Here is a 25,274-nt window from a genome sequence, read left to right on the forward strand (position 1 = left end):
TGTGTTTACTCATAATAATTACGAATAAAATAACCACCATCTCTAAGATGTATTTCTCTCTGTGCCAACAGGATGTCATTCTTAACCATCATCTTTATCAATTCCGGCAGGTTGACCTTTGGTTTCCATCCAAGTTTTGTTCTTGCTTTTGAAGAATCTCCAATAAGCAACTCGACCTCTGATGGGCGGAAATAACGGGGATCAATCTCAACCAATATTTTCCCGGTCAAATTGTCAATGGCCTTTTCATTAATTCCACTGCCTTCCCAAACAAGGGATATTCCCGCCTCTTTAAAAGCCATTGATATAAAATCCCGAACACTGGTAGTTATGCCGGTAGCAATAACGTAATCTTCCGGTTCTTCCTGCTGCAGCATGAGCCACATCAACTCAACATAATCGCCCGCATATCCCCAATCGCGTTTTGAATCAAGGTTCCCCATATAGAGTTTTTCCTGCAAGCCAAGTTTTATTCGGGCGGCGGCCCTGGTTACTTTTCTGGTTACAAAGGTTTCCCCCCGAATCGGGCTTTCATGGTTAAAAAGAATACCATTACATGCATACAGTCCATAACTTTCACGGTAATTTACGGTGATCCAGTAAGCATAAAGTTTTGCGCATGCATAAGGACTGCGGGGATAGAAAGGGGTCGTTTCTTTTTGCGGAATTTCCTTTACTTTACCGAATAATTCAGAAGTTGAAGCCTGATAAAAGCGGACTTTTTTCTCCAGTCCCAGAAGGCGAATCGCCTCTAAAAGGCGAAGCGTCCCTATCCCGTCATCATCTGCGGTATATTCAGGTACTTCAAAAGATACCTGTACATGACTCTGGGCGCCAAGATTATAAATTTCATCAGGTTGTACTTGTTGGATAATACGGATAATATTGGACGTATCTGTTAAATCACCGTAATGTAAAATAAATTTTTTGTTTTCAACATGAGGATCCTGATAAAGATGATCTATACGCTGGGTATTAAAATTCGATGCCCGCCGTTTTATACCGTGTACTTCATACCCTTTCTTTAAGAGTAATTCCGATAAATAAGCCCCATCCTGTCCAGTTACCCCAGTTATAAGCGCTGTCTTCATATATATAGTCCTACCCATTTTAACAATCCAGGAATATCCATCCCGGATACTTTGATTTCACTTTTTCTGTATCGGTTTTCAACCATTTGTTTGGCTGAATAACCATTTTTTCATTTGTTCTTACGGAAAGCAAAGCAGGCCAGAAGCCAAATGAAGAATTTGAAATAATAAAGTGATGACATTGACTCATCAGAAACATATCATAAGCGCCATGGTCATTATCGTTAATAGTAACATAAACAAAATGATATGGAAGTTTGCTTAACATTTGTTTGCTTTTTTCGATATCATCAGAAAATACAAAAAAATGAAAATCAACTAGTTTTTTCTCTTTAATGAGATAGTTTATAGCATTATAAAAATATTTCTGATTTATAACATCAAGTACGGAACCCAAATAGTCACCCATGCGAATTTGTATCGCTACTGAACAACTACAGGAATTTATTTTATTGAGAAGTTCTTTATTTTTGTCATCCAGTCTTAAACTAAATGCGAATATCCTGCGCAATGAATCAATATCATAATTAGAATATTTATTAGTCTTCCAATAGCCGCCTAAATATATAGGCAGTCTTGAAAAGTCAATCTCATCAAGATTGTTTATCGTAAGATTTGAATCGTATTTATTGAATAATTTCTTATAAAGCATACGTTTTTTTATACCAGCCTTTCTCACAACAATATTTGGAAAAACATTTTCCAGTTCATATAATCTGTTCTCTTTCCCATTAATATCTTTTCCCCCATGTTCATACCATGATAAATCATAACTCACTTCCCTGCCGGTAATCCGTCGTATTTCCTGTCCCATCACATATTGTCCCATCTGACTGCCCAATCCGCCGTCAATAATCGTTATTATTTCGGGATTCTTCCGTATTTCATTTGAGAAGAAATAGGACAAATAACTTTTTGATTTTGAAATGTTTACCAAAAAAAAACGTTTGGATTTAACAATACTATTTCTAAGCGGATATGGTAAAATCGTCCGATAAATAGTTTTAATAACTGAAGGCATATTAATTTTCAATTAGCGCTATTATAAAAAGGTAGTAATTTTAATTAGCCGATGAAGAATCTACAATATAATTTTTTTATTTTTGATTTAATTTTTCTTTTTATATGAAAAAGACTATTTACAAAACGAAATAAAAATTCTGGAAAAATAATGACCGGCAGACACATGAACAAATACTTTGGTTTATTATAGGACATAGCCTTCTTTATCATTAGTCTAGTATCCTTTGTTATTTTAAGTCCTTGTTCACGGGCATGGACAATTGTACCCGGATAACCTATAGACATACTTCTTTGCCCCAATTCATAAGCTATTGAAGCCTTGTCCAATAAATATTCATCAATCATCTTGAATAAATTTAAACCGAAAAGAAGAAGATTACCATTTTTATCCCACGTATTTCTCTGTGAGCATATATTGGGTATTATATCAATTTTATTTGAAACAATAGTTTTTTGAATAAAATGATTTAACAATTCTAAAACATAACCCATATGAATCCATGCAGAATCAAAATATTTTTCCATATTAAAAGACAACCATAAATCTTTTTTAACTATATTAGAAGAAATCAAAGAACATCTCCATTTTAATGATTTTATAAAAGTCTCTTTATCAAAGCATACATCACAATCATTGACGCAAGTAGTATCTGGAATAAAATTTATATAAATATATGATGGCTTATATTCCCGTATATAGCCTAATACTCTACTTAAAGCTCCCTCAACTATTGAATCATTACCTGATAAGAGCCATACATATTGACTTTTTGAACATTTAACTACATTGTGAAAATTCCTATCTGGACCTATATTAGTTTCATTTGTGACATAAGTAAAGATATCTGGGTATAAAGAACGATATTTTTTACAAATACTTTCAGTTCTATCAGTACTACAATTATTTGAAACCAAAACAGAAACTTCATTCATAAGCGAGTTATTCAAAATAATTGTGAATAAATTATTCAGATTAGTGTCTAAGGAATTTTCTTCATTATAACAGGGTAATCCAATAGTTAATATTTTATCATCGTTTTGCAAAAGCATTATTTATAACCTCCAAATAATATTACTAGAGATTATGTCAAGTAATCATTCAATTGCAGATTTGTACCTAATTCAAGAATATACTTATCTATATTCTGTTGTTATATTTTACAGACACCATGGTTCCATTTGTTTTTGGCACCACCAGTAAATCACAATAAGATAATTATGGCATAAGACATTAGGCATACTTCCACTTAAACCTTTTTTCGTTTTTAAGATCAGTATCAATTTGTAGCATTCTATCCATAATTTATTACCCCCTTGTTGGCTGTATTGTTTTCGGTAATCATATTTTGAATCAACTACGTATCGTTCGTAAAAAAATTCTCCTTAGCCTTCTGTATATCTTGATCTGTACCTTTGATAAAGGAGCAAAAACTAAAAAATATACTTTTAAACGAAAGAGAAATTCTTGTTTGTGCGGAATAAAAATAGCATGTCTTATTGTTTTATAAGCGATATGTGGTACAATTTTACTTTTAAATAATTCATCAAAAATTCTTCTGTTAATAAATTTTAACCATTTTCTTCTAAGAATATCCGAATTATCATAATTATCAAGCAAAGAGAGGATTGGCTTCTTTAATAACGGATCCAAACAAAGGGTATTTTGACTATCTTGATTCTTATGCTTTCTATAATGAAATAGTGTTTTGCTGATATAATACATACTACAATATTGATTTATTTCCATCCACTGAAAAATATCACATGCACCACCATACTCATAATGCAAATAAACATTATATTTTCTTATTATAGACATCCTGTACATCACAGATGGACAGCAAACGATAGTCTTTCCATTTGCAAATAAAGCAAAGAAGCCTTGCCTTGGGATAACTAAATCATTTATACTAATATGACTATATATTGAATATTTAAAAATAATACCTTGCTCGTCAATATAATTTGAATTTACCGTTACAAGTCCGACCTCGTCATTGTTTTCAAGGATGGATAATTCTTCCTGGACCATGTCTGGAAGCATAATATCATCATCATGTGCCCAAATAAAGTATTCGGTATCACATTGATCAAAGGGTATACGGATATTTTCTACCGCATTTCGTTGAAATTTATGATATGAAAAACGACTGTCTTTTAAATATGGTTTTATTATTTCTCCGGTATTATCGATAGAACCATTATCATATATTTTTACATAAAAATCATGATACGTTTGTTGCATTATTGAGTCCAGCATTTCAATCAAATAATGCGGTCGGTTATAGGTCAGGACTGAAATTGTCAGTTTATAATGGTTTTTCATTGAAATTACACATCTGCTTGCAATTTATTATCAAATTAATTCCTTCCTCAAAGGATATTTCCGGCTTCCAACCGGTATCGGCAGTTAATTCCGATATGTCGGCACACAAATATTTGATTGACTTCTCTGTATATGGGATTTTCCCATAATCAGGCTGGTATTTCACATTAATTATATTTTTGATAACTTCCAAATACTCTTTTAATGGCCTTCCCATCCCGCTACCAAGGCAATAAATTTTTCCGCTTGTTCCCTTTTCTCCGATGGACAATAAAGCCTTTCCGGCATCATCTTCGTAAAGATAATCCCATATATGGGTACAGGCGCTTAAAGGCAACGGCTGATTGTTTTTACATTTATTAATAAAATTTCTTATTAAAGTATCATCATTATCATTAATACCATACACACTTAAAATCCGAACCCAAATATATTCCAGATTTAACTTTTCACATTCAATTTTTGAAAATTTCCCTGCGGCGTATTTTGCCACCCCGTAGGCAATTTCAGGATTGACCGAAATATTCCCATTCAAGGGTCTGGAAGTATTACCATACTCAGCCTGTGAACCTGTACCAACAAACCTCCTGCAGCCCAATTTCTTTGCAAGCGACACCGCATGTAGAGTGTGCTCTATATTTTTCAACTGCTCCTCACAAGAATTTCTTCCCGCTTTATCAGTGGCATCCCAACCTATATGATAAAAAACCTCAACAGGCAGCCCAACATTCGAGGGAATATTTAAACCGGCAAGATCATCAATATTACATTCCAGAATAGTAACCAAATCAGAAGCCGGCACACGTTCTCTTCGCGAAGAACCGGGACGGACCAATGCCAATACGGCAATATTATTTTGAATACATCGTTTGATAAGTGCAAGCCCAATCATACTGGTCGCGCCGGTCAAAGCAATCGATTTCATTTATTTTCTATTTTCCAGCCGTTCGATCTCATCTGCATCCAAATATGGAATCATATTATATAATGGCTGATTAAATTCAAGCTTTGGAACAACTGTTGTCAATTCGTTTAGTTCTATTTCCACTATCTTTCCTCTGGAAAAATCCGGCACTTTCTTATTCATGACATCATCTATATGCTCATATTCTAACCCACATGCCTTAGCGATATATTTAATATCAGGAATCTCATAACCACCGTCACTTGTAGTCCCTGCCATATTCGATTCAAAATACAATGTCTGAAATTGTGTTATCATTCCCAGGGCATGATTGTTTAACACAAAAATCATAATGTTTAATTTGTATTGCGAAATAAGCAAAAGGGATTGCAGGGCAATATGAAATCCACCGTCACCGATAATACATATAACCTTTTTTTCAGGAAAGGCAAAGGCCGCACCAATGGCGGAATGTAGAGAATACCCCATCGGAGCTAAACCGCCGCTGGTAAAAAACATCTGATCCGGTTTTAATTGCAAGGTCTGCGCTGCCCACATTTGATTCTGTCCGATATCAGCGGTAAAAATTGTGCCATCATCAGCTGTCAAGCCAATCTGCTCCAAAGCTTCATATGGGGTCTTGTATTTTAAAAATCGGTCAATATCATTTTTCTGCGAGTATTTTTCTTTAAGAAACATTATAAATTTTATCCAATCGTTTTTCACGGTAAAAGTAGACTTTGTTTTTTCCAACACATATAAAAAATCTTCAATATAAGCATGTATCAACATTTTATTTTTTATACTAGCATCATTTAATTCATTTATATCAATATCCACATGAACAAATTTTACCTTGTCCCAATTTCCTAAATTCTTGTTTCCTGTCTGTCTGAGATCCAATCTTGAACCTAATACCAAAATAACATCTGCCCAGGAAAAGGCTAAATTGGCACACCTATTACCATAGCTTCCTATCATTCCGATAAAATATTTTTTTGTTTCATCAACACAGCCTTTCCCCATAAGTGAGACAACATAAGGCAACTTGGTTTTTAAAAGGAAAGTATTCAGTTTTTCCTTGCCTGTCAGAACACCGCCTCCACATAAAACAAGCGGCCGATCCGCATCGTGTAGTAAAGATATCACTTCTTGAACTATCAAGGAATCAGGCAGGGGCTTCTTATAAAAATCAGTATAAGAAGATAAATCTACCGGTGATATATCGGTACGTTGTATATTCATTGGTATGTCCAGCAGCACCGGACCTTTTCGACCGGTCGTTGCGATGTCTACCGCTTTCTCCAGCTCATATTTTATACGATCTTCGCCTTCGATCATTACCGCATATTTTGTTATTGATTTTACAATAGAAACAATATCGGTTTCCTGAAAACCCATTTGTCGTATGGGTTTTTGATGTTTATATTCATAAGTATTAACTTGGCCTGTTATATATATAACAGGAATAGAATCATAATACGCATTGGCAATACCGGTGATCATATTGGTAGCGCCCGGGCCGCTTGTCGATATAGCAACACCAAACTTACCTGATGCCCTGGCATATCCTTCCGCCGCAATCGAGGCCGATTGTTCATGATAACATTGGATGAACTGTATATCGTTGCTTTTACTTATAGAATCCACCAAATGAGTTATCATACCCCCCTGATATCCAAAAATATATCTGATGTTATGTGAAACAAAAAAGGATACAATATAATCGGTGACTTTCATTGCAGCTCTACCCCTTCCCTCACCACCGCAATCATCCTATCAATCATCTCATCAGTCATCCCCGGATATACCCCGATCCAGAAGGTATCGTTCATAATCCGGTCGGTTGTTTCAAGGCCGCCCGCTATACGGAAACCTTCGCCGTTTTTCCGCATACCATCAAAACAGGGGTGCTTGACCAGATTTCCCGCAAACAGCATCCGGGTCTGAATATTGTGGCTTTCAATATATTGCACCAGTTTGTTCCGGTTTACCCCTTCCCGGCAGGTAAGTAAAAAACCAAACCAACTCGGCTTCGAATCCGGCGCTGCCAGGGGCAATATCAGCTTATCCCGCAGATCGACCAGTCCCTCGTAAAGCCGCTGCCAGTTATGCCGCCGCCTTTCAACAAAAAAAGGGAACTTTTCTAATTGGGCGCAGCCGATGGCTGCCTGCATATCGGTGGCCTTCAGGTTATAGCCAAAGTGACTATAAACATACTTGTGATCATACCCCAGGGGCAGCTCGCCGTACTTTTTATCAAAACGATGCCCGCACATATTATCCCTGCCGGAAGGACACACGCAATCTCTGCCCCAATCCCTTAAGGAGTGGACAATCTTGTGGAGCAACGGGTTTGCGGTATAGATCGCCCCACCCTCCCCCATGGTCATGTGATGGGGAGGATAAAAGCTGGAGGTCCCCATATCGCCGATGGTTCCGGTGAACTTCTCCACGCCATCCATTGTATATTTTGAACCGAGAGCATCACAGTTATCCTCTATAAGCCACAAATTATGTGCGCGGCAAAAAGCCTTCACCGTCCTCAACTCAAAGGGGTTTCCCAGGGTATGGGCCAGCATCACCGCCTTTGTTTTTGGGGAAAACGCCCGCTCCAAAAGAGATACATCAATGTTATACTGGGGGATCGTTACATCCACAAACACCGGTACCGCACCGAACTGCAGAATCGGCGTCACCGTGGTAGGGAATCCCGCGGCCACGGTGATCACCTCATCCCCCCGTTGCAGCGACCGCTCTCCCAAGAGGGGAGAGGTCAAGGCCATAAAAGCCAGAAGATTGGCAGAAGAACCGGAATTGACCAGGGAACAAAACGGAACCTGAAGATACTCAGCGAGTTGTTTTTCAAACCGGTCGGTATACCGTCCGGCGGTAAGCCAAAACTCCAGGGCACTGTCCACAAGATTGACCATTTCCTGTTCATCAAATACCCGGGAAGCATAGGGGATACGATCGCCATCCTTATACGACGGCCTTACCATAAAAGTTTGGTAATATTCTTTAACCCTGTCAAAAATAGCGCGACGGGCCTCTTCTTGATTCATGGATTCAAACATTATAAAAATATTCTCTTATTTGTTTTTCAAGAATTTTTTTTCGTTTTTCATCGGTTGAACTTTTGGCAAATTCAACCGTCTTGTTTATAGCGGTTCTGATATCCCACTTTGAATTCCAGCCCAGCGCAACCTTTGTCTTGGAGCAGTCCAATTTCAAAAAATTAGCCTCATGGGGGCCGCAGTCGCCTTGTTCTTTCCAGGATACCCCTTGTTCCCAGACGGCGCAGAAAAAATCCGCAAGTTTTCCGGTAGTAACGCAGTTATCATCGTCCGGACCAAAATTATAAGCCCCGTCTAAGGACTTATCGGCATATTGTTTTTCCGCAAGCAACAGGTAACCCGAAAGACATTCCAAAACATGCTGATAGGGCCGGACAGAATGGGGATTCCGTATAACTATAGTTTTTCCCGTTTCTACCGCCCGGACACAATCCGGAATTATCCGATCCTCCGCATAATCCCCGCCGCCGATAACATTCCCCGAACGGGCGGTTGAAATCGAAGGATCCTCAGGGCTTGAAAAAAATGAATTGCGGTAACTTGCGGTGACCAATTCGCTGCAGGATTTGCTGTTGGAATAGGGATCAAAACCACAAAGATTATCATTTTCCCGGTAACCCCAGGGCCACTCCCTGTTTTCATAAACTTTATCGGTAGTAACATTAACAAAGGAGCGGACAGATGGTGTAATCCGCAGGGCTTCAAGGATATTGACCGTACCCATCACATTTGTTTCATAAGTGAGGGCAGGATCTTTATATGAACGACGGACCAAAGGCTGGGCAGCCATATGAAAGATAATATCCGGCTTTGAATTTTGTATTGTTTCTATAAGCAAATTCCGATCCCGTATATCCCCATAGATCGAACGAATATTTTCGACCGTATTGGCTTGATCAAAAAGAGAAGGAATGGTCGGCGGCTCCAGCGCATAACCGGTTACATCCGCTCCCGCTTGTAATAAAATATGGCACATCCAAGTTCCCTTAAAACCTGTATGTCCGGTAATCAAAACTTTTTTCTTTTTATAAAAATTCAAATTCATGGTTTTAACCATAAAGCCCAGGGCGCTTTTCCCCCGATCCACATATTTGTCAATTCATATTTATCCTTGAGGGTATCCATAGATTTCCAGAACCCCTTGTGTTTAAAAGCGGCAAGTTCATTATCCATTGCCAGTTTCTGCAAAGGTTCACGTTCAAGGATGGAAGCGTCTCCATTTTTTATATAACTGAAAATTTTTGGTTCCATAACAAAAAATCCGCCGTTGATCCAGGCGCCGTCCCCGGCAGGTTTTTCAAGGAAAGAACTGACGCGGTTATCGTCTTCTACTTTTAGGATCCCATATTTCCCGGTGGGCTGTACCGATGTCAGGGTAACGACTTTACCGGTCTTGATATGAAAATCAAGCAGCGCCGGTATATCGATATCGCTGACGCCATCACCGTAAGTCAGCATAAATCGTTCATCACCGATAAAATTCTTGGCTTTTAGCAGCCGCCCGCCGGTCATCGTATCCTGGCCGGTATATAACATGGTAACTCTCCATGGTTCGGAACGGATATTATGAATGTCTACGGAATTATTTGCCATATTAACCGTAATATCAGAATAACGGGTATAAAAATTAATAAAATATTCTTTAATAATATGGGATTTATATCCGGTCAGAATCACAAAATCATTAAATCCCCAAAATGAATATATCTTCATGATATGCCATAAAATAGGATGACCGCCTATTTCAATCATGGGTTTTGGAATTAGGGTTGTTTCTTCGGAAAGCCGAGTTCCTAATCCGCCGGCCAGAATTACTACTTTCATAATAAAGTCCCTTCATTCATTAATAGCACTGTTCGGATAATACTTCAATTTCCAAACCAATTCCTCAGCCCTTTACCAGGATAAGCGTGAAGTGATTATTCCGCTTCATCCCACCAGTGCCCCGTCCTCAATCTGAATCCGCCGATCGCAGCGTTGCACGGTACTAAGCCGGTGGGCAATGATGATGAGGGTTTTATTGCCGCTTACATCGTATATTTCGCTCATTATTTCCGCTTCGGTTTCATCATCCAAAGAAGAAGTGGCTTCATCCAAAACAAGCACTTCGGGATCATTGTACAGAGCCCGGGCTATGCCTATCCGTTGTTTCTGGCCGCCGCTTAACTGAATACCCCCTTCGCCGACCAGGGTATTAATACCCTCTTTGGTTTCAAGAAAATTCCAGATTTTGGCCTTTTTCAGAACCCGGATAATTTTTTCTTCGTCCCGATCCGAGCCAAAGGCGATATTTTCCGCCACCGTACCGTCAAAAAGATAAATGCTTTGGGGTATATATCCAATTTTGGCGCGCCAGGAACGGATATTGGTATAGTCGATTAAAACATCGTCCACATACAACTGCCCCTGGGTGGGCCGGTAAATGCCGATGAGCAAATCTACCAGGGTTGTTTTACCGCTGCCGCTTTCACCGGTAAAAGCGACTTTTTCGCCTATCCGTATTTTTAGGGAAATATCTTTTAAAACATCGCCCCCGCTTAAGTAGCGAAACCAAAGATTCTCCACGCGGATAGATTTGGTAAAAACCACCGGGGAAACTCCCTCATTATCGGTTTCAAGATTAAACTCGTCATATATAATATGCAGGGATTTCTGTAAATAGGCCATTGAATTAAAATATCCCATTATCCGGTTAATGGCGGGCAGCATCCGGTACAGGGCCAGGGCATACATGGAAATAACCGGGATAACCATGGCGGCCGAATCGTAGCGCCAGAGGATAAAGCAAACCGCCGCAATTAACAGGGAAAATCCCAAATTTTCAAGGATGTTTTTCGGTACAGTTCCCAAGGTACTGCTCAATACGGCGGCATGGGACAACTGGCCGACGGAATCGTTAAAAACATCTAATATTTTTTCTTGATTACCTTTTAGTTTTATAAATTTATAATTACCAAAGGTTTCCCAAAGGGTCCGGCCCAATTTTACGTTTGCGGCATAACGTTTTTCGCCCAGCCTTTTACTTGTCCGTATCAAGGTGGCAAAAATGATCAAAATAATAAAAATTAATATAAAAGTCAAAACTAAGGTTATCTGCCAGTTAACTAAAACCATAAAAAAATACAGGAACAGTACGGTAAAGACCTCCGAAAAGATCATCAGCAAATTCAACAACAAAACGCTTAAATTGTTCGCCTCGCCGTTGACCATTTGAGCTAAAACAGAAGGATTTTTCTGAACGTAAACCTTGTAGGGAAGGGCCAGGTACGTTTTAAAAAGCCGGTTGGCAAAATAACGGAAGGTTCCCAGGGAAAATTTGTTTATGGCATAATTATAAAAAACATTATACCCGGATCTGAATAAATAAAAAACTATTATAACGCCGCCAAAAAATATAATAAATTTGTTTTTGTCATTAAAACCCAAAAGGTCAAAAAAATATTTGTACCAGCCGGTATCGATCATATCAGGATTTGAGGCGGCGGAAATAAAAGGCATCACCACCGAAACCCCCAGGGTTTCAATCACGGATAAAAATATGGAGAGAAAAAACAGAATGACCAGGTATAATTTTCTCTTGCGTTCCAGGAGGACGTTAAGTTTTCTCGGGATGGTCATTATGGTATTTAACATCTTGTTTTTGTCAACATCCTTACAAAACTTTACCGGTAGTATCCTTTATACCACTCAACAAACCGGGGGATCCCTTCCTCGATACCCGTCTTCGGCCGATAGCCGGTATCCGCCTCAAGTTCGCCGGTATCGGCCCAGGTTACCGGCACATCCCCTGCCTGCATGGGGAGCAGCTCTTTTTTTGCCTTTTTACCGGTATTTTTTTCAATGGTTTCGATAAAAGTCATTAAATCCACCGGTTTACCGCAGCCGATGTTGTAAATTTTATAAGCCGCCCGGGAAAAACCGGGAATGCGATCAACGGTTCTGACAATTCCTTCAATAATATCATCAATATAGGTAAAATCCCGCTTCATATTACCGTGGTTAAATACCTTGATCGGTTCATCCTCAAGGATCGCCTTGGTAAAAAGAAAAGGCGCCATGTCGGGCCGCCCCCAGGGACCGTATACGGTAAAAAACCGCAGTCCCGTAATGGGCAGTTGATAAAGATGACTGTAGGAATAGGCCAGCAGTTCATTTGATTTTTTGGTGGCCGCATACAGGCTTGCGGGACGATCCGTATGGTCGGCGGTTGAAAACGGAACCTTTTCATTAAGGCCGTATACGGAAGAACTTGAGGCAAACACCAGATGCTTTATAGGATACCTGCGGCAGGCTTCAAGGATATTAAAAAAACCGTTAATGTTGCTTTCAATATAAGCATAGGGATTTTCCAGACTGTACCGGACTCCCGCCTGGGCGGCAAGGTTAATTACCCAATCAAATTGTTCTTTCTCAAAGAGATCAAACAGTCCGGCGCGATCGGCTAAATCCATTTTGATAAAAGAATACGTATCAAAGCAGGCGCTGGACAGTTTTCTTCCCTCCCGAATCGATTCAACCGCTATACCGGAATGTTTAAGCCGCGCTTCTTTCAAGGCGGTATCGTAATAGGCATTTATATTGTCGATGCCAACCACCGGGTGACCCATGCCGGACAATCTTTGCGCCAGATGAAAGCCGATAAACCCGGCGCTTCCCGTAACCAGTATTTTCATTTGCCTCCGGCGGTTTCAAAACTAAGCGGGTTTTAAAACCGGCTTACCTATACCAATATATCTCAGCCCCGCATTTTCAACTTCAAAGCGCTTGTAGATGTTTCGTAAATCAAAAAAACAGGGAAGGGTCAGCAGGCTTTTTACCCGGGGGAGATCCAGATTCCTGAATTGATTCCATTCGGTAAGGAGCACGAGGGCGTCGGATCCGGTAATGGCGTCATATTCATCCGTCGAAAAATACAGTTTATCCCGTATGGAACGAAGCCGCCATTCCGCTTCCCCCATGGCTGCGGGGTCCCATACCCGCAGCCGGGCGCCTTTTTTTACCAGGCCCTCACAGAGGGCGATTGCCGGCGATTCCCGCATGTCATCGGTATTCGGCTTAAACGCAAGTCCTAAAACCGCAATGGTCTTTCCGTTTATAGAACCGGGACCGCCAAGTCCCTGTTCTATTTTTTCAATCATTCTGAGTTTTTGTTTTTCGTTAACCTTAATGGTAGTTTCTACAATACATTGGGACTCCCCGTATTCCTGCCCGATCTTTGCCAGCGCCCGGGTATCCTTGGGAAAACAGGAACCCCCATAACCCGGACCGGGGTGCAGAAATTTTGAACCGATCCTGCCGTCCCGTCCCATGGCCTTGGCGACATCCTGTACATCGGCGCCGACCTTTTCACAGAGATTCGCTATCTCATTGATAAAAGTAATCTTAACCGCCAAAAAGGCATTGGAGGCGTATTTTATCATTTCCGCAGATTCAAGATTTGTCTCGATATAGGGAGTTTCGGTGAGATACAAGGAACGGTAAACATCCTTCATGATGTTCCGGGCCTTTTCGCTTTCACTGCCGATAACGACCCGGTCAGGATGGGTAAAGTCCTGCACTGCCGAACCCTCCCGCAAGAATTCGGGGTTGGATACCACGTCGAAAGGAACGGCGGCCTTCCGTTTTTCAAGTTCCGCCCGGATCCATCCGGCAACTTTACGTCCGGTCCCGATAGGAACCGTACTCTTGTTAACTACCACCGTATAGGCATCTATCCCCTGTCCGATGGTTCTTGCGGCACGCTCAACATAACTCAAATCGGCACTGCCGTCCTCCGCGGGAGGGGTACCAACAGCGATAAATACCACCTGGTTCTTTTTGATTGCCCCGGCAATATCGGTGGAAAAACACAGCCTTCCGGCGCCGGTGTTCCGGGAAACTATCGCTTCGATACCGGGCTCATAGATGGGGATTACTCCCCGCAATAATCCCTCTATCTTTTTTACGTCGATATCAACACAGGTTACAAAATTGCCGAAATCCGCAAGACACGCGCCGGATACAAGTCCTACATATCCGGTGCCGATTACCGCTATATGGGCCATACCTATTCCCGCCTAACCATACCGGAGTTTCCGGTGGTATTCTATTAACACCCCACCACCCGAACCGTATCTTCCACGGTCCAGGTAATGCGCTCTTCCCAGGTCTTTCCCTTAGCCTCAGGCCGCCGGTCAAAGATCACCAGATAACAGCCTTTGACCTGAGCCTGAACAGAACCTTGCCCGCCGCTAAAGGTATCACGGTAGTGCAAAACCTGTTTTATCCCCTGGGCCTTTACCATTTCAAAGGTCTGACCTTTCCTCAACAGTTTTATTTCGATGATGTTCCATTCTTTATGGTATTCTACCGCCAGATCCATGCGTCCCCGGCCTGCCGCATATTCCCGCTCAATACGCCCCTCACCGTTGGTTATCCACTGTAAAAAGGCCATCAGCAATAAATGGGGAAAGGCTTCGGTGTATTCGGCGGTCTGTTCCCATATTTCAGAATTGGTCTGCCAAAAAAGTTGAAACTCCCCAAGCAGGCTGTCCATATCCAGGGAACCGTCCTCTTTTTGCCATCTCCAGGAAGAGGGGGGCGGCATATTGTCGTGATACCCCGAGTTCAGATACCGGGTAAGGATCTCTTCATACACCGGATTGGCGATGATAAAGCCTTTATTGCTGCTCCAGGTGATAAGCCCCAAATCCATGGCCAGTTCTACATCGGGGTTCGTCCGTCCCATGGAGGGGTTGTTGGTGCCGACAAAGATGGACTCGATCACCCATTTGATCTTCGGGTCCCGGAGACGCTGCCCCAGGGCATCCAGGTGGGTCTCCCGGGCCAGGATCATCTGTTCCCGGGCTTCCTGGATATGGCCGATGCGGACCGTCTCCCGGCTGGTTTCGTCCAGAACCCGCATGGTGGCCCGCTTGAAGAGGGAATTGACTATCCAAGGCTGCCCCTGGGACTGCTCGTAGACATAGTCCAGGGCTTCGGCGCTAATCTCCTGGCCCGTTTCAGCGGTCCGCTGGGCAAAGAGGGCGGTAAGGTCGGCCCGGCTGAAATTGGTCAGGGTCGCGGAATCCTCTTTGATATTAAAGGGAGATCCCGGATTCGGGGCGACGCCGCCCTTGGCGGCGGTGATATAATCCTTGAGGTCCCGCATCCCCACCAGGGCGATGGATGCCGGGAATAAGCCCGGGCCGCGCCTCGCAAAGCCGCCCCGTAACTGCCGCAGAAAGCTGATGAGGGTTTCCCCTTCCAGGACGTCTACTTCGTCAAACAATACCACGAGGCTTTTGGGGGCCGCCAGCCTGGACCAATCCATCAGGATGTCGCTGAGCATACTGTTCGCCGCGGCGGTTCCCAGTTCCGGTACCGGCAGCCCAAAAGCGGACGCATATTCCTGAACGGCCTTGCAGATATCCGGCATCGCCCGCTCTGCTTCCGCGACCCCCTGGCAGCGCTCCACGCTGACATAACCGGCAATAGCCTCGTCCCCGGAGTTGATCTCCCGCATCCAGCTCTGCAGGAAGGTCGTTTTCCCGGTCTGCCGGGGGGCGTGGAGTACCCAATACAGCTTGTCCCGGATATACCGGTGCAATTGGGCCCCGACCAGGCGGTCTGCCGGCGGCAGCATATAGTGGTCCTCAGGATTGCAGGGCCCGGTGGTATTAAAAAAACGAACCGGACGCTTCATCTGAATATCCCCATCCCTTAGATCCGCTTCTCATAGTTCTTCTCTATCCACTTCCGGTATTCTCCGGTACGGATCCCCGCTATCCATCCGGGGTTCGCCAGGTACCAGTCTACGGTCTTCTCCAAGCCTTCCTCAAAACCCAGTTCCTGCTTCCACCCCAATTCTTCTTTGATTTTGGAGCAGTCCATGGCATAACGCCGGTCATGGCCGGGCCGGTCCGTAACGTAGGTAATGGAGCCCCGGAGCTTTTCCGGATCCAGCCCGCCCTTTTTTGCCGTGATATCGATCAGGACCCGGAGGAGCTGGATATTCTCCCATTCGTTTTCCCCACCGATATGGTACTTCTCCCCGGTCCGCCCTTTTTGGAGGATGGTCCAAACCGCCCGGATATGATCTTCCACATAGAGCCAGTCCCGGATGTTCCGCCCATCGCCATAGACCGGGAGGGGTTTTCCTTCCAGCATATTGAGGATCGAAAGGGGGATGAGTTTTTCCGGGAACTGATACGGCCCGTAGTTATTCGAACAGTTGGAGAGGGTAACCGGCAATCCATAGGTATGGTGATAGGCCATAACCAGGTGGTCGCTGGCGGCCTTGCTGGCCGAATAGGGGGAACGGGGATCATAGGCGGTGGCCTCGGTAAAAGCCCCGGTCTCCCCCAGGGAGCCGTATACCTCGTCGGTGCTGATGTGGTGAAACAGCACGTCCTGCCGCAGCGTCCCATCACTTTCCCCCCAATAATTCCTGGCCGCATCCAACAGGGTAAAGGTCCCCATCACATTGGTCTTTACAAAGGCCTCGGGACCCAGGATGGATCGGTCCACATGACTCTCCGCGGCAAAATGTACCACCGTATCGATCCGGTATTTCTCAAAGATCGCTTCCACCGTGGGCCGGTCGCTTATGTCCCCATATTCAAAAAAATACCGCCCCCCACGGGCCTCCAGATCCTCAAGACTCTTCCGGTTCCCCGCATAGGTCAAGGCGTCCAGGTTGACGATACGACCGGAAAACCCGGCCGCTTTTTCAAGGAGAAAGCGGATAAAGTTTCCACCGATAAACCCGGCGCCCCCGGTAACCAGGATGTTCTGTAAACTACGCATCAGTCCCCCGAATAATTTTCAAAAACGCCTCCAAACTCCGGTCCCATTCCGGAATGGTGATTCCCAGGGCTTCCTTGAGCCTGGTCTTATCCAGAACCGAATAGCCGGGCCGTTTCACCCGGGAAGGGTATTCGTCACTGGTACAGGGAATCACCCTGCAGTCCCCGGTCAGAATTCCCAGATCCCGGCCCCGGGCATAGATCCTTTGGGCAAATTCAAACCAGGAAATATCCCCCTGATTGGAATAGTGGTATATTCCGTAAGGGACCGCCCTCCCCTCCTCTCCCCGGGCAATAAAGGCAGTGATAACCTCCGCCAAATTCCGGGCCCAGGTAGGGCTGCCCCGCTGATCCCGCACCACCGAAAGGCGATCCCGTTTCCGCATCAGATCCAGCATGGTGGTCACAAAATTTTTTCCGTACCGGCCGTAGAGCCAGGCGGTTCTAATGATATAGGCCCGTTCGGTACCTTCCAGAACCTTCCGCTCCCCCTCCCACTTGGTACGTCCGTAAATTCCGATAGGGTCCGGAGGATCATCCTCCCGGTAGGGCCGCCTTTCCGGGGGATCTCCGGAATAGATCCCTTTACCGTTAAATACATAATCGGTGGAAATATGAATGAGGGTACCGCCGGTTTTCCCGGCCAGGGCGGCAATATGGGCCGGCCCATCGGCGTTAAGCCGGCGGCAAAGTGCGGCCTCCTCTTCGGCCTTATCCACGGCGGTATATGCGGCGCAGTTCACGATCCAGCGGAAGGGTCCCCGCTGTTCCGCAAAATCTTCCAGGGAAGCCCCCTGGGTGATATCTACCTCCAGATCCGTCCCGGTATAGGCCATGCCGGCCTCCGCAAAGACCCGGGAAAGCTCCGTCCCCAGCATACCCCCGCTGCCGATAAGCCAAATCACCGGCCCGTACCCCCGGCAGAAAAAACCGGCCATTTCCGATCCTTCTCCGAAAGGATGTACTCCGTCCCCGGATCCGGCCAGGTAATGCCGATAGCGGGATCATTCCAGATGATCCCCCCCTCGTCCTCAGGGTAATAAAAATCGGTACACTTATAGGCAAAAATCGCGCTTTCGCTCAAGACCAAAAAACCGTGGGCAAACCCCGGGGGTATCCAGAACTGGTTTTGCCTTTGACCGTCTAAAACCACCCCGTACCATTTCCCGCGGCTCGCGGAACCGGGGCGAATATCCACGGCCACATCAAAGACCTCCCCCGCAATAACCCGGATCAGCTTTCCCTGGGGATGGTTTTTCTGAAAATGGAGCCCCCGGAGTACCCCCTTCACGGACCGGGACTGGTTGTCCTGTACAAAAGTCAAGGGAAGCCCCGCCTGTTTAAAATCCCGCTCCGAATAGGATTCAAAAAAATAGCCCCGGTGGTCTCCAAACAGCGTGGGCTGTATTTCGTAGAGCCCCTCCAAAGGACAGGGGGTAAACGTAAAGGGCATTACCGCTCCTCCGCAAGGTAGTGTAAATACGTGCCGTATTCGGTTTTATAGGCCGCGGCCAGGGCCGCCAGATCCTCCCGGGAGATCCAGCCGTTAAAATAGGCGATTTCTTCTATACACGAGACGTACATGCCCTGCCGCTTCTGAATGGTGGCGATAAAATTGGATGCCTCCAGCAGGCCGTCGTAGGTCCCCGTATCAAGCCATGCCATGCCCCGGCCCAGTACCTCTACGGAAAGGCAGCCCCCTTCAAGATAGGCGTTGTTCACCGCGGTTATCTCGATTTCCCCCCGGGCAGATGGTTTTATGGCTCCGGCAATTTCCACCACCCGGTTATCGTAAAAGTAAAGTCCCGGAACCGCATAGTGGGATCTAGGGCGGGAGGGCTTTTCCTCAATGGACAGGGCCGATCCCTTTTCATCAAATTCCACCACCCCATAAGCGGAAGGGTCCCGTACATAGTAGGCGAATATGGTTCCTCCCCCCTGGGTTTCCACCTTCCGGACCGCGTTTTTCAGGGTCCCGCTGAATCCCCGGCCATAAAAGACATTATCCCCCAGGACCAGGGCGCAGGGCTCTTTCCCGATAAAGGAGGCCCCCACCACAAACGCGTCCGCCAGACCCCGGGGACTCTCCTGGACCGCATAGTCAAAGCCCATCCCCAGCCAGGCCCCGGAACCAAAAAGCTCCCTGAACAGGGGAAGATCCCGGGGGGTTGAGATGATGAGTACCTCCCGGACTCCCGCCAGCATCAATACCGACAAGGGGTAGTAGATCATGGGCTTATCATAGAGGGGCAGAATCTGCTTGGATACCGCCTTGGTGATGGGATAAAGCCGGGTCCCGGACCCTCCCGCAAGAATAATTCCTTTCATTTTATCCGTTATCTCCGTCCATCAAAAGAAATTCCCGCAGGGGCGTCTGCTTAATACCCCGAGGGCTCACCGAAGCCACCGGTCCCCCAGGGTATACCACATACTTGGGAAAATTATCGGGGATCTTTTCCAGGTCCGCCATTTCCCGGGCCGGGACCTGCCTACCGGAGAAGTAACCCACGGGACGGACATAGATTTTGTCCCCGGGTTTTTCCGCGGCAAAGCCGATTTCCCCTTCACCGTTTTTTGCGGCATACAGGGTATAGCCCCGCCGCAGGAGGCAGAGGAACACCCCGTGGGCAATGGTTTGTACGTCCCCCGGCCCCGGAGGATTTTGGCACAAAACCCGCCACAGCCCCGGATCCCCAAAATAATACTTTTCGCCGGTCTCAAATACCTTACGGTTCTTAAGATCGAGCCGCCGCAGGGAATACACCAAAAAGGATTTTTCCAGGGTTCCCAGGTAATTGATAACCGTCTGTACCGGAATCCCGATACCCCGGTCTTTTAAATAAGCGCTGATGGTATTGGCGGAAAGGACCCTTCCCCTGGTATCCGCCAAACAGGCGCCGATGCTTTCCAAAAACCGGATATGGCGGATCTTTTCCCAAACCGCCACATCCCTCAGCAGTATGGAGGCATAGACATTTTTTAGATACTCCCGGACAAAAAATTTATTCCGGGGCAGAAAGGCCAAACCGGGCATTCCCCCGGTGGCCAGATAAGCCTCCAGGGCCGTATCGGTATTATCCAACCGATAAAACCGCAAGAATTCCCCATAATCCAGGGGATAAACCTGAATTTGGGTAAATTTTCCCGCAAAAGCAGCGGTAAATTCCCCGGATACCAGGTGGGCGTTACTGCCGGCCAAATAGATATCGCAGTTCCCTCCAGCAAGTAGGGCTTCCACCCCTTGTTCAAACCCGGGGAGCCCCTGAACCTCATCAATAAAAACATAGTTAGCCCTATCCTTCCGCAGCCTTGTATGGATAAAGCTAAAAAATTCCTCCCCGTTTTTCAGATGCCGGTATTCCGCGGCTTCCATGTCAAGGTACTGAATATGGGCCCGTTTATCCCCGGCCCTAATTTCACGGATAAGATGATACAAAATATGGGTCTTTCCGGCCCCGCGCTGACCGGTCAACACCTTAACCAAAGGAGAACCGATAAGGGAGCGCAGCCGCTCAAAATAACGAGGCCGGGGAATACATCCTGAACGAATTTTCATATATGTTTGAAATAAACCAATAAAACACCAAAAGTTTCAATTATGATTGAAACTTTTTATTATTGGAAAAACTTCCCCAATAAAAAACATACCCGTTAAAAAAAATCCCGCCGTCGCCGAAACAGACTGACCGGATCCGCCGCTCAATTTCACGGCCCAAGCGCTTCAGGGGCCTTCCCAAAACCAAGCGGCTTCGAATAAAACCCACTTTAAAAAATATACACTATCCCGGAAGGATTTACAACCGGAACCACTATCCACCCGGTAATGCCCCGTTTAAAATAACCACAAATCTCACGAACCACACGAACAGAAACAAAGACAAATTGGCGTTTTCACCGATAGTTCTTTCCTACCTTCCCACGAACAAAGAAGAAAATTCAGGTATAAATTCCGGAATATCGAAGCAAAAGTTCGTGATGTTCGTGTCGTTCGTGGTTGTCCCTGTTTTCTTCTTCCTTCTTTGCCTTCGTGGTCGAATTCTCTTTCTCCCATATACTAGAGCTGCTCAAGGTAGAGTATATCCGGGGAAGGAGCGGAAATTTCCTCCCGGTATATTTCGCGGTCCAGCATAAAGAGGACCAGTACCGAACCGGGGGGCAGTTCATAGGGAAGGGTGAATTCTCCCCCCAGATAGTTGGCGGTAATCAGGGTGGTGGTTTCCCCCGAGGGGAGTATCGCCTCCAACCGTACCGCCAGCGGATAGGGGTTTTGCTCCAGGGTATACCGGAACAAGCCGAATACCCGGCCTTCCGTGGGTTCCGGAGGGGCCACCCGGATTAAAACCGGGGTATTCACCGTAACCAGGGCCTTACCCGCCGGGTCCTGGGCGACCACGGTTCCGGGCCGATCGGTCTCCCCGGCCTGTCCCAGGTCAAAGGTAAAATTAATCCCCGCCCCGCTTACCTGCTTAAGGGCATCGGCGATGGAAAGCCCCACCAGACTGGGGACGGTGATCAGGATTTCCTCCTTGCCCCGGCTGACCACCAACTCCAGTTCCAGGGGCTCGGAAATACCGGTCCCCGCCAGCGGGGCCTGCTGGAGTATGGTCCCCGGGGGTTCCGAAGAATATTCATACAAAAAGGGTTCTTTTAGAGACAGCAGGGGCTGGGGGGCCGCGGCAAAAAGGGTCCGAAGCTCTATCCGCACCTCCTCCACATCCCGGCCCACATAATCCTCCAGCGTATTGAGCAGTACCCCCTCGCTCACCACCAGCCTTATCCGCCGGCCCGCCTTAACAATGCTGCCCCCCAGGGGATCCTGCTCCAGGATCGTCCCCTTATCATCGGCGGACTGGGAATACCGGAGCTGAATCCGGGGGTATAGTTCCTTAACCTGAAGTTCCAGCAGGGCGTCGACGAGTTCCTTGCCCCGCACATCGGGTACCATGATCTCCTCCGCCCCCTGGACAGCAATGAAAAAAACCCCTACCGCCACGACCCCGACAAAAACCACCAGGCCCAGGGTGAGAAGGCTAAAAATCCGGGAATTGTTTTCCCCGTTCCCAAACCACGAATTGAGCAAATTCATAGCAACCTCATGTTAATTGGGACCCGATAAAATCCCGGGCGCCGTTGATAAAGGTCCGCCAGTCCAGGGCTTTTTTAGCGGCATATTGGAGCGCCTCCGCAACAAAGATCCCGTCTCCCGTTTGTATCAATATCCCCGCCTGCTTGTCTATCCCCAGAACCGTTCCCGGCGGAGGGGCGGGTTCCCGGCACGGGCCCTCATAGGGCCGCCCCCGGAGTATATACAGTTCCCGGCCTTCGTGGATCGTGAAGGAAAGGGGCCAGGGGGTATAGGCCCGGATCCGGGCGTCAATAAGCAGGGCGTTCAGGGTCCAGTCTATACGGCCGTCCTCTTTTTTGATAAGCCCGCAATAGGTCGCTTCCCCATGGTTTTGGCTTTTCCCCGGGGGCAGCCCCTGGGAAAGGCCGGATAACAGGGAACGAACCAGGGCCGCCCCCCTTACCCCGGCGGCTTCGCTTAATTCCCCGGTGGTCTCCCGTCCGGTCAGGGGAAAAGCCTCCTGGACCAGGATATCCCCGGCGTCCATTTCCGCGGCCAGCTTCTGGATGGTGATCCCCGTTTCCCGTTCCCGGTTCAGGATGACCTGGGGGATGGGAGCGGCCCCCCGGTATTTGGGCAGCAGGCTGGGGTGTATATTGATCCCCCCCCAGGGAAAAAGGGCTAAAAATTGCGGACCGAAGATCCGGCCATAGGCAAAGGAGATCAACAGATCCGGCTGTAACCGGGCGATTTGTTCCCGTAACGGGGCATTGAGTTTTTCCGGTTTCAGGAGCATGGGTAACCGGCCCGGCTCACCGTCCCCCCGGCGGGCCAAAGCCGGGAACAGGGCCAGGGCGGCCTTGCCCACTTCGGTGGGCTCCGGTTCTCCCCGCCTTCCCCGGGGCTTGTCGGGATTGGTCAATATTCCCACCAGTTCCACGCCCTCCCGGGCAAGGGCCGGATCCGCCAGGACCTCCAAAGCGGGGACGGCAATGGCCGGGCTTCCGGCATACAGGATCCGCATAGGCTAGGCCCGGTTCCGTTTCTCGAATTTAGTCAGGATCCGGTTCCGCTTCGGATCGGAAAGCCGGTCGATAAAAAGAACTCCCTCCAGGTGATCGTATTCATGCTGAATTACCCGGGCAAGGATACCGTCGGCTTCTATGGTAAAGGGCCGGCCCTTTTCATTCCAGGCCTGGACCCGCACGGCGGAAGGCCGGAGCACATCCGCCCAGATCCCCGGCAGGGAAAGACAACCCTCCTCATATTTTACCATGTCCTGGGAAGTCCCGATGATGGAAGGGTTGATAAATATCCGGGGAATATCCCCCTCAATATGGACCACAAAGATCCGTTCCAAAATCCCCACCTGGGGACCGGCCAAACCGATCCCCTTACCCTGATGCAGGGCCTCTACCATTTTCGCGGCGATCTTTCCATAACTGCCGTCGATTTCTTTTACCGGCGCCGCCTTTTGCCGCAGCAGCTCATTCCCAAGGAGAATAATTTCCATACGAATACATACTATACCAAAAAGCCCCCCGAAACAAGCTAAACTTGACCCGCAAATATTGAGAAACCACCACAACGGCGAAAAAGGCGAAGACCAGAGAAAATACCTCATTTTTTCCTTCTTCGCCTTAGGAACTGTTCAAAAATAATTTGCCCAAAAGGGCAAGTTATTTCGTTATTGCGTAAGCAATTAGAATAAAATGCATCGCATTTTATTCTTGAACAGTTCCTTATGCGCCTTCGTGGTTAAAAATTCCTATGCGTTTATCCCCGCAGCCGCCCCAAGCGGCCGCAGGCCTCCTCCACATCGGAGCGGTGGCCGAAGGCGGAAAAGCGGATAAAAGACTGGCCCGCGGGACCAAAACCGGAACCGGGGGTGGTTACCACCTGGCATTTCTCCAGGATCTCCGTAAAGACCTCCCAGCTGTCCCGGCCGGGGAACCGGGCCCAGATATAGGGGGAATTATCCCCCCCCACACAGGGGATCCCCAGGTCCAGCAGCGCGGACCGGATGAGCCGGGCGTTTCCCAGATAAAAGTCGCATAAGTCCCGGATCTCCTTAAGCCCTTCCGGTTCCAGGGCGGCAAGCCCGCCGGCCTGGGCTATGTTGGAGGCCCCGTTAAAGATCGTGCCGCAGATCCGCGCCCAATCGGGGTTGACCGGCTCCCCTCCGGCGTATTTCAGTTCCCGGGGAACCACGGTCCAGCCCAGGCGCACCCCGGTAAAGCCCGCGGGTTTGGAGAAGGAGTTTACCTCGATGGCGCAGGTTTTTGCCCCCCCAATCTCGAAGATTGTCTTGGGAAGGAGGGGATCCCGGATGTACTCCGCATAGGCCGCGTCAAAGATGATAATAATCCCCTTCGCTATGGCCGCGGCCACCAGGGCGCTCAACTGTTCCCGGGTGGCCACCGCCCCCGTGGGGTTGTTGGGGGAACAGAAATAGAAGACGCAATTCTCCGGGAGGGAAGCCAGGTCCGGGAAGTAATTGTTTTCCGCGGTACAGGGAAGGTAGCTGATACTTTCGTAGCCGGTACCGGACCAGGTTCCCCCGGCGCCGATCAGGACCGAGCCGTCCACGTAAACCGGATAAGAGGGGTCCTGGACCGCCACCCGGACCCCTTTGCCAAAGAGGAGCTGGAGCCGGCCTATGTCGCATTTGGCCCCGTCTGAGATAAAGACCTCGTCGGCGGCAAATTGCCCCCGGTAAAACACCCGGGATATCCCCTCCCGAAGGGAGAGAAACCCCTCGTCACTGTAACCGCTGTACCCCTCCGGGGTGCCGAGCCGCCGGGCCCCTTCCGCAAGGCCCCGGTTGATATGGGGCAGGATGGGCTCGGTGGTGTTTCCCACCCCCAGGCTGATGATGCGCCTATCCGGCTCCGCTGTCTCCGGGTGGGCCGCGGCATATTCCCGGCGGCGTTTGGCGATTTCCGGGAAGAGATACCCCGCCCTCAGGGCGGCGAGGCAGGGGTTACGTGGTATCATGGAAC

The 25,274-nt window shown here is 47.2% G+C and carries 22 protein-coding genes; all 22 read right to left on the reverse strand.

Annotated features, from left to right (window positions below; translation table 11 throughout):
• Window positions 1-5: 5 nt before the first annotated feature.
• The 22 genes from gmd to LQZ21_RS06310 all read right to left on the reverse strand — a co-directional run bounded on the left by gmd (window position 6) and on the right by LQZ21_RS06310 (window position 25,269).
• A complete protein-coding gene (gene gmd, locus LQZ21_RS06205) occupies window positions 6-1,091 on the reverse strand; it encodes a GDP-mannose 4,6-dehydratase (RefSeq protein ID WP_411043374.1) in 1,086 nt (361 codons plus the stop codon).
• A gap of 19 nt (window positions 1,092-1,110) precedes the next feature.
• Window positions 1,111-2,124 (reverse strand): alpha-1,2-fucosyltransferase, encoded by a 1,014-nt coding sequence (locus LQZ21_RS06210; protein WP_411043375.1) that lies wholly within the window; start codon window positions 2,122-2,124, stop codon window positions 1,111-1,113.
• A 32-nt stretch (window positions 2,125-2,156) separates the two neighbouring features.
• Complete coding sequence (locus LQZ21_RS06215) at window positions 2,157-3,164, reverse strand: glycosyltransferase (RefSeq protein ID WP_411043376.1); 1,008 nt, start codon at window positions 3,162-3,164, stop codon at window positions 2,157-2,159.
• A 301-nt stretch (window positions 3,165-3,465) separates the two neighbouring features.
• Window positions 3,466-4,440, reverse strand: coding sequence for a glycosyltransferase (locus LQZ21_RS06220; protein ID WP_411043377.1), 975 nt, complete (start codon window positions 4,438-4,440; stop codon window positions 3,466-3,468).
• Entirely contained in the window at window positions 4,424-5,365 is a 942-nt protein-coding gene (locus tag LQZ21_RS06225; RefSeq protein WP_411043379.1) for an NAD-dependent epimerase/dehydratase family protein, read from the reverse strand. The genes LQZ21_RS06220 and LQZ21_RS06225 overlap by 17 nt, the downstream gene beginning before the upstream one ends.
• The gene (locus LQZ21_RS06230; RefSeq protein ID WP_411043380.1) at window positions 5,366-7,084 is read right to left on the reverse strand and encodes a thiamine pyrophosphate-binding protein; all 1,719 of its coding nucleotides are present in this window, start codon (window positions 7,082-7,084) and stop codon (window positions 5,366-5,368) included.
• Window positions 7,081-8,421: a lipopolysaccharide biosynthesis protein RfbH gene (gene rfbH / locus LQZ21_RS06235; protein ID WP_411043381.1), complete on the reverse strand. Its 1,341-nt coding sequence runs from the start codon at window positions 8,419-8,421 to the stop codon at window positions 7,081-7,083. The genes LQZ21_RS06230 and rfbH overlap by 4 nt, the downstream gene beginning before the upstream one ends.
• The gene (gene rfbG, locus LQZ21_RS06240; RefSeq protein ID WP_486401687.1) at window positions 8,414-9,478 is read right to left on the reverse strand and encodes a CDP-glucose 4,6-dehydratase; all 1,065 of its coding nucleotides are present in this window, start codon (window positions 9,476-9,478) and stop codon (window positions 8,414-8,416) included. The genes rfbH and rfbG overlap by 8 nt, the downstream gene beginning before the upstream one ends.
• Window positions 9,463-10,245, reverse strand: a complete 783-nt coding sequence (gene rfbF / locus LQZ21_RS06245) for a glucose-1-phosphate cytidylyltransferase (protein ID WP_411043382.1) — start codon at window positions 10,243-10,245, stop codon at window positions 9,463-9,465. The genes rfbG and rfbF overlap by 16 nt, the downstream gene beginning before the upstream one ends.
• 105 nt (window positions 10,246-10,350) lie before the next feature.
• On the reverse strand, window positions 10,351-12,039 hold the full coding sequence (locus LQZ21_RS06250; RefSeq protein WP_411043383.1) for an ABC transporter ATP-binding protein/permease: 1,689 nt from the start codon (window positions 12,037-12,039) through the stop codon (window positions 10,351-10,353).
• Window positions 12,040-12,083: 44 nt separating this feature from the next.
• Entirely contained in the window at window positions 12,084-13,094 is a 1,011-nt protein-coding gene (locus LQZ21_RS06255; RefSeq protein ID WP_411043384.1) for an NAD-dependent epimerase, read from the reverse strand.
• A gap of 21 nt (window positions 13,095-13,115) precedes the next feature.
• Complete coding sequence (locus LQZ21_RS06260; protein ID WP_411043385.1) at window positions 13,116-14,465, reverse strand: UDP-glucose dehydrogenase family protein; 1,350 nt, start codon at window positions 14,463-14,465, stop codon at window positions 13,116-13,118.
• A 44-nt stretch (window positions 14,466-14,509) separates the two neighbouring features.
• Window positions 14,510-16,105 carry an ATP-binding protein gene (locus tag LQZ21_RS06265; RefSeq protein WP_411043386.1) on the reverse strand — a complete coding sequence of 532 codons (1,596 nt, stop codon included), beginning with the start codon at window positions 16,103-16,105 and terminating at the stop codon, window positions 14,510-14,512.
• A 17-nt stretch (window positions 16,106-16,122) separates the two neighbouring features.
• Window positions 16,123-17,208, reverse strand: a complete 1,086-nt coding sequence (gene rfbB / locus LQZ21_RS06270) for a dTDP-glucose 4,6-dehydratase (protein ID WP_411043387.1) — start codon at window positions 17,206-17,208, stop codon at window positions 16,123-16,125.
• Window positions 17,201-18,145 (reverse strand): dTDP-4-dehydrorhamnose reductase, encoded by a 945-nt coding sequence (gene rfbD, locus LQZ21_RS06275; protein ID WP_411043388.1) that lies wholly within the window; start codon window positions 18,143-18,145, stop codon window positions 17,201-17,203. Before rfbD ends, rfbB begins: the two co-directional genes overlap by 8 nt.
• On the reverse strand, window positions 18,109-18,660 hold the full coding sequence (gene rfbC, locus LQZ21_RS06280) for a dTDP-4-dehydrorhamnose 3,5-epimerase (protein WP_411043389.1): 552 nt from the start codon (window positions 18,658-18,660) through the stop codon (window positions 18,109-18,111). The genes rfbD and rfbC overlap by 37 nt, the downstream gene beginning before the upstream one ends.
• Complete coding sequence (gene rfbA, locus LQZ21_RS06285) at window positions 18,660-19,535, reverse strand: glucose-1-phosphate thymidylyltransferase RfbA (protein ID WP_411043390.1); 876 nt, start codon at window positions 19,533-19,535, stop codon at window positions 18,660-18,662. Before rfbA ends, rfbC begins: the two co-directional genes overlap by 1 nt.
• A 1-nt stretch (window position 19,536) precedes the next feature.
• Window positions 19,537-20,763 carry an ATP-binding protein gene (locus LQZ21_RS06290; protein ID WP_411043391.1) on the reverse strand — a complete coding sequence of 409 codons (1,227 nt, stop codon included), beginning with the start codon at window positions 20,761-20,763 and terminating at the stop codon, window positions 19,537-19,539.
• 498 nt (window positions 20,764-21,261) lie between these two features.
• Complete coding sequence (locus LQZ21_RS06295) at window positions 21,262-22,293, reverse strand: PASTA domain-containing protein (protein WP_411043392.1); 1,032 nt, start codon at window positions 22,291-22,293, stop codon at window positions 21,262-21,264.
• A 7-nt stretch (window positions 22,294-22,300) separates the two neighbouring features.
• The gene (gene fmt, locus LQZ21_RS06300; RefSeq protein ID WP_411043393.1) at window positions 22,301-23,296 is read right to left on the reverse strand and encodes a methionyl-tRNA formyltransferase; all 996 of its coding nucleotides are present in this window, start codon (window positions 23,294-23,296) and stop codon (window positions 22,301-22,303) included.
• 3 nt (window positions 23,297-23,299) lie between these two features.
• Complete coding sequence (gene def / locus LQZ21_RS06305; RefSeq protein ID WP_411043394.1) at window positions 23,300-23,785, reverse strand: peptide deformylase; 486 nt, start codon at window positions 23,783-23,785, stop codon at window positions 23,300-23,302.
• Window positions 23,786-24,048: 263 nt separating this feature from the next.
• Window positions 24,049-25,269: an LL-diaminopimelate aminotransferase gene (locus LQZ21_RS06310; protein ID WP_411043395.1), complete on the reverse strand. Its 1,221-nt coding sequence runs from the start codon at window positions 25,267-25,269 to the stop codon at window positions 24,049-24,051.
• Window positions 25,270-25,274 lie beyond the last annotated feature (5 nt).

Origin of the sequence: Treponema sp. TIM-1, assembly GCF_046533115.1 — a bacterium.
Taxonomy (GTDB): Bacteria; Spirochaetota; Spirochaetia; order Treponematales; family Breznakiellaceae; genus JAIRMO01.